1 protein-coding gene is annotated in these 6658 nt (G+C 72.3%); it reads right to left on the bottom strand.

The genetic code is table 11. The annotated features are described in order from the left end of the window. The coding region (locus tag ACFCX4_RS33560; protein ID WP_376150792.1) for an amino acid adenylation domain-containing protein at positions 1 to 6658 on the bottom strand (6658 nt) is incomplete at both ends.

The following is a 6658-nucleotide window of genomic DNA, read 5'->3' as shown; positions in this document are numbered from 1 at the left end:
TGGGTTTCGATGAGCTGGTGGACGGTGGTTTCGGGGACGTCGTGCGTGGTGTCGTTCCACTCGACCAGAATCCGCCGGCGCTCTTCGGGGCCGAGTACGTCGACGGTGCTGACCGGCAGGTCCGGGGTGGTGGTGACGGCGTGCAGGACGCGGAGGAATCGTTCGGCGATCCGCTCGGCTGTCCCGGCCTCGAAGAGATCCAGGGAGTAGGCGAGCGTGCCGCGGATTCCTCCGGCCGTGCCGTCCGCGGCGAAGGTCTCGCTCAGCGTGAGACCGAGGTCGAACTTGGCGGGTGCGGATCCTGTGGGTGCGGGAGTGACCTCCAGCCCGGGGAGATCGAGGGTGACCCGGGTGTTGTTCTGGAGGGAGAGCATGACCTGGAAGAGGGGGTGGCGGGCCATGGATCGGGCCGGTGCCAGCTCCTCCACCAGTCGCTCGAAGGGCAGGTCCTGGTGGGCGTAGGCGTTGAGGCTGGTGTCACGGACCCGGCCCAGGACGTCGGCGAAGGTGGGGTCTCCCGCGACGTCGGTGCGCAGGACGAGGGTGTTGACGAAGAAGCCGACCAGGTCGTCGAGGGCTTCGTCGGTGCGGCCCGCGATGGGCGTGCCGATGGGGATGTCGGTGCCGGCGCCGAGACGGGAGAGCAGCACGGCCAGCGCCGCCTGCAGCACCATGAACACCGTCACGCCCTCGTCCTGGGCCAACTCACTCAGCTGCCGGTGAAGTTCACCGGGAACCGCGAGGTCGACGGTGCCGCCACGACGGCCGGCGACGGCGGGCCTGCTGCGGTCGGCCGGGAGTGACAGCTCTTCGGGGAGGTCGCGCAGGTTCTCCCGCCAGTAGGTGAGTTGGCGGGTGAGGACGCTGTCGGGCGTCTCCGTGTCGCCGAGGAGGTTGCGCTGCCAGAGGGTGTAGTCGGCGTACTGGACGGCGAGTGGCTGCCATGCGGGGGCGTCGCCGGTGAGGCGGGCGGTGTAGGCGGTGGAGAGGTCGCGGGCGAGTGGTGCCATGGACCAGCCGTCGCCGGCGATGTGGTGGACGACCACCAGCAGCGTGTGCTCCCCTGTGGCGTGCTCGAAGAGCCAGGCGCGGAGCGGGAGTTCGTTGCGGAGGTCGAAGGTGTGCGCGGCGGCCCGGCCGACCGCGTCCGCGTCGTGCGGCTCGACGGAGAGCAGCGTGCCGATGGAGTCCGTCGGGCGTACCTGCTGCTGCGGGTGACCGTCGACGGTGGGGTAGACGGTGCGGAGGACTTCGTGTCGTGCGACGACGTCGTGGAGGGCGGCTTCGAGGGCGGTGGTGTCGAGTGCGCCGGTGAGGTGGAGGGCGAGGGGGATGTTGTAGGTGGGGCTGGGGCCTTCGAGTTCGGCGAGGAACCAGAGGCGTTGCTGGGCGTAGGACAGCGGCAGCGCATCGGGTCGGGCACCCGCGGTCAGGGCGGGACGGGCCCTCGCGACGGTGTCCAGGCGTCGTGCCAGGGTGGCGACGGTGGGGGCTTCGAAGAGCACGCGGATCGGTAGTTCGACACCGAGGGCGGTGCGGATCCGGCTGGCCAGGCGGGTGGCGAGGAGGGAGTGGCCGCCGAGGTCGAAGAAGCTGTCGTCGATGCCGATCCGGGGCAGGCCGAGGACCTGGGCGAAGATCTCGCAGAGGACTTCTTCCTGCGGTGTGCGGGGTGTGCGTCCGGTAAGCGGGGTGTGGTCGGGTGCGGGGAGGGCGTTGCGATCGAGCTTGCCGTTGGGGGTGAGGGGGAGGGCGTCCAGGACGACGAACCCGGCCGGGACCATGTACTCGGGCAGTGCCGCCGACAGTGCGGCCCGGACGTCGGTGACGTCCAGCCCGTCCGGGGAGCAGGCCGGGACGAGGTAGCCGATGAGGCGTTTGTCGCCGGGGGTGTCCTCGCGGAGGAGGACGTGGGCCTGGCCGACGGCGGGGTGCGCGGCCAGTGCGGCTTCGATCTCTCCGGGTTCGATGCGGAAGCCGCGGAGTTTGATCTGCTGGTCGGCGCGTCCGGCGTACTCCAGTTCGCCTTGCTCGTTCCAGCGGGCGAGGTCGCCGGTGCGGTACATCCGCTCGCCGGGGGTGCCGTGGGGGTCGGCGGTGAAGCGCTCCGCGGTGAGGGCGGGGCGCGCGAGGTAGCCGCGGGCGAGGCCGTGGCCGGCCAGGTAGAGATCACCCGCGACACCCGCGGGCACGGGCTGCAGGCGGGCGTCCAGGACGTAGGCGCGCATGCCGTCCAGCGGACCGCCGATCGGCAGCGCCTCGCTGGTGTCCGCGACGGGGTGTGCGGTGGCGAAGGTCGTGGTCTCGGTCGGGCCGTAGACGTTGACGACGAGGGTGTCCGGGCAGGCCTCCCGGACCCGGGCGACCGCGACCGGGGAGACGACGTCGCCGCCCGTCCACACCTCGCGCAGGCCGCTGAAGCAGGCCGGGTCCTCGTCCGCGAAGAGCGTGAACAGGCCGATGGTCAGGAAGAGCCGGCTCACCCGGTGCCGGGCGATCGACCGGGCCAGCGAGGTGGCCGTCATTTCACCGGGTGGGGCGACGATGGTGGTGCCGCCGTTGAGGAGTGGGACCCAGAGTTCGAAGGTGGAGGCGTCGAAGGAGTGGGGGGAGTGGAGGAGGACGCGTTCGGTGGCCGTGCTGGTGTAGCGGTGGTCGTTGGTGAGGGTGGTGATGTCGTGGTGGGTGACGGCGACGCCCTTGGGGCGGCCGGTGGAGCCGGAGGTGTACATCACGTACGCCAGCTGCCGTTCGTGGCAGTTCACCTGAGGGGCGTCGGGTGAAGCCTCTCCGTCGGTGGTGGACACCGTGAGGCCCAGTTCGGTGGCCTGGTGGTGCAGTGCGGTGTCGGTGAGGACGACGGTGGCGCCGGTCTCGGTGGTGATGGTGCGGCGGTGGGTGAGCGGGTAGCGGGCGTCGAGGGGGACGTAGCAGGCGCCGGCCTTGAGGACGGCGAGCAGGGCGACGACCAGGTCCGCGGAGCGTTCCATCAGTACCGCGACGGCGTCCTCGGCCCCGACGCCCTCGGCGAGGAGCCTGTGGGCGAGGCCGTTGGCCCGGGCGTCCAGTTGTGCGTAGGTGAACTCGGTGTCCCCGCATACCACCGCGACCGCGTCGGGTGTCCGTGCGACCTGTCGGGCGAACAGCTCCGGCAGTGAGCCGGTCACCGGCACGTTCGGCGTGGCGTTCCACTCGGTGAGGATCCGCGTCCGCTCGTCCGGTGCGAGCAGTTCCACCTCGCCGACCGGCGCGGCCGGCACTGCGATCACGGCGTGCAGGACGCGCAGGAATCGTTCCGCGATCCGCTCGGCGGTGCGGGCGTCGAAGAGGTCCTGGGCGTAGGTGAGGGTGCCGCGGATTCCTTCGGGGGCGCCTGCGGCGGTGTGGTGTTCGTCGAGCGTGAGGCCGAGGTCGAACTTGGCGGGCGCGGGACCCGCGGGTGCGGGGGTGGCCGTCAGCCCGGGGAGGTCCAGTACGGGTGGGGTGTTGTTCTGGAGGGAGAGCATGACCTGGAAGAGGGGGTGGCGGGCCATGGATCGGGCCGGTGCCAGTGCTTCGACCAGTCGTTCGAAGGGGATGTCCTGGTGGGCGTAGGCGTTGAGGCTGGTGTCGCGGACCTGGTGGAGGAGGTCGGTGAACGAGGGGTTGCCGCTGAGGTCGGTGCGCAGGACGAGGGTGTTGACGAAGAAGCCGACCAGGTCGTCGAGGGCTTCGTCGGTGCGGCCCGCGATGGGCGTGCCGATGGGGATGTCGGTGCCGGCGCCGAGGCGGGAGAGCAGTACGGCCAGTGCCGCCTGCAGCACCATGAACACCGTCACGCCCTCGTCCTGGGCCAACGCGCTGATGCTCCGGTGGAGTTCACCGGGAACGGCCAGGTCGACGGTGCCGCCGCGGTGACCGGCCACCGCTGGGCGGGGACGGTCGGTGGGGAGCGTCAGCTCCTCCGGCAGGTCGTCCAGGGCGGTCCGCCAGTAGGTGAGTTGGCGGGTGAGGACGCTGTCGGGCGTCTCCGTGTCGCCGAGGAGGTCGCGCTGCCAGAGGGTGTAGTCGGCGTACTGGACGGCCAGTGGCTGCCACGCGGGGGCGTCGCCGGTGAGGCGGGCGGTGTAGGCGGTGGAGAGGTCGCGGGCGAGCGGTGCCATGGACCAGCCGTCGCCGGCGATGTGGTGGACGACCACCAGCAGGGTGTGCTCGTTCGCTCCCCGGGAGAACAAGCGGGCCCGGAAGGGGAGTTCCCCGCCGAGGTCGAAGGTGTGCGCGGCGGCCCGGGCGTACACGACCTCGTCGTACGGCTCCGTGCTCAGCAGTGGGCCGACCGCTTCCGGCGCGAGGACGTGCTGGCGCGGCTGTCCGTCCGCGGAACCGAAGACCGTGCGGAGGACTTCGTGGCGTGCCAGCACGTCGTGGAACGCGGCTTCGAGGGCGTCGACCCGGAGGGGGCCGGAGAGGTCGAGGGCCAGCGGAATGTTGTACGTCGGGCTCGGGCCCTGGAGTTCGGCCAGGAACCAGAGGCGCTGCTGGGCGAAGGACAGCGGCAGGACCTCGGGCCGGCTGCCGGCGCCGAGGGCGGGCCGGGTGGCCGCGCCGTTGCCGTCGAGACGACGGGCCAGGGCGGCGACGGTCGGGGCTTCGAAGAGCGCGCGGATCGGCAGTTCGACACCGAGGGCCGAACGGATGCGGCCGACCAGGCGGGTGGCGAGCAGGGAGTGGCCGCCGAGCGCGAAGAAACCGTCGTCGACACCGACCGACGGCACACCGAGGACATCGGCGAACAGCGTGCGGAGGATCTCCTCGCGCGGGTCGCGTGGTCCGCGGTCCCGGTCCGTCACGGTGTGCACGGGCTCCGGCAGGGCCGCGCGGTCCAGCTTGCCGTTGACGTTGAGCGGCAGGGCGTCCAGTGCGACGAACGCTGACGGCACCATGTACTCGGGCAGCGACGCGGCCACGTGCGACCGCAGTTCGGAATCCGCCGCCGCCGTGCCACGGGTCACGGTGTAGGCGACCAGACGGCGGTCGCCGGGACGGTCCTCGCGGACGGTGACCGTGCAGCCGTCCACCGCCGGGTGGGCGGCCAGGACGGCCTCGATCTCGCCGAGCTCGATGCGGAAGCCGCGGATCTTCACCTGGTGGTCGGTGCGGCCGAGGAACCGGAGTTCGCCCGTCGCCGTCCAGCTGGCCAGGTCGCCGGTGCGGTACAGGCGCTCGCCGGGGCCGCCGAACGGGTCGGCGACGAACCGCTCGGCGGTGAGGCCGGGCCGTCCGAGGTAGCCACGGGCGAGGCCGGCGCCGGCCACGTACAGTTCGCCGGCCACACCGGGGGCGACCGGGGTGAGGCGCGCGTCGAGCACGTGGACCCGGGTGTCGCCGGAGGGGCGGCCGATCGGCACGCTGTCCGGCTCGTCGGGGCCGCAGGCGTGGAAGGCCGCGTCGACGGTGGTCTCGCTCGGCCCGTAGGCGTTGAAGAGGCGGTGCCGCCGGGACCAGCGGGAGACCAGACCGGGGGCGGAGGCCTCCCCGGCGAGCACGACGGTCAGCCCGGCCGGGACGTCGTCGGGGTCCATCACGGCCAGCGCCGCCGGGGGGATGGTCGCGTGGGTGATCCGCCGCTCGGTGAGCAGCCGCTCCAGCGGTCCGCCCGCCGTGCGTTCGGCGGAGTCGGCGACGACCAGGGTGGCGCCCGCGAGCAGGGCCATGCAGAGCTCGGACACCGAGGCGTCGAAGCCCACGGACGCGAACTGGAGCACCCGGCTGCCGGAGCCGACGCCGAACCCGGGGATCTGGGTGGCGGCGAGCGAGGCGGTCCCGGTGTGGGTGACCACGACGCCCTTGGGGCGGCCGGTGGAGCCGGAGGTGAAGATCACGTACGCCGGGTGCCGGGGTTCCAGGGTCCGGCCCGAGGGGTTCCCGGTGGAGAACGCCGCCGACTCGTCGACCAGTTCGCGGGTCACCGTCAAGGGCCCGGATGCCTGGCCGAGCAGGTACGCGATGCGGTCGGCCGGGTGGTCGCGGTCGACGGGGAGGTAGGCGCCGCCGGCCTTGAGGATGCCGAGGAGGGCGACGACCATCTCGGTGGAGCGCTCCACCATGACGGGCACGATCGACTCTGGGCCCACGCCGCGGTCGATGAGCAGGTGGGCGAGGCGGTTGGCGCGGGCGTTGAGCTCGGCGTAGGTGAGCGCCTCGTCCCGGAACACCAGGGCGACGGCGGCCGGTGTGCGGGCGGCCTGGGCCTCGAACAGCTCGGGGAGGGTGCTCGCCGGGACGCCGGTGGCCGTGTCGTTCCACTCCTCCAGGATGCGGTGGCGGGTCGGCTCGTCGAGCACGCCGATCGCGTGGAGCGGGGTGTCGGGTGCGTTGTCGAGGGCGTCGGTGAGGTTGTGGAGGGCGGTGTGGAGGAGGTCGCGGACGAGGGCGGGGTCGATCGGGGCGACGGCCTGGACGGTGAGGTCGAATCCGTTGCCGAAGTCGTCGATCGCCACGGTGAGCGGGTAGTTGGTGCGCTCCTGGCCGCGGCCGGCGCGGACGCCGTCCAGACCGAAGCCGGGACCGTCCGCCGCCGTCCGGCTGTGGCGGTAGTTGAGGAGGGTGGTGAAGAGGGGTGTGGAGTCGGTGATGCCGCTGTTCTGTTGGGCGAGGGCGAGGGGGGCGTGTTCGTGGG

This window comes from Kitasatospora sp. NPDC056327, from assembly GCF_042261735.1.
Lineage (GTDB): Bacteria > Actinomycetota > Actinomycetes > Streptomycetales > Streptomycetaceae > Kitasatospora.
This window is presented reverse-complemented; position numbering and strand designations above follow the sequence as displayed.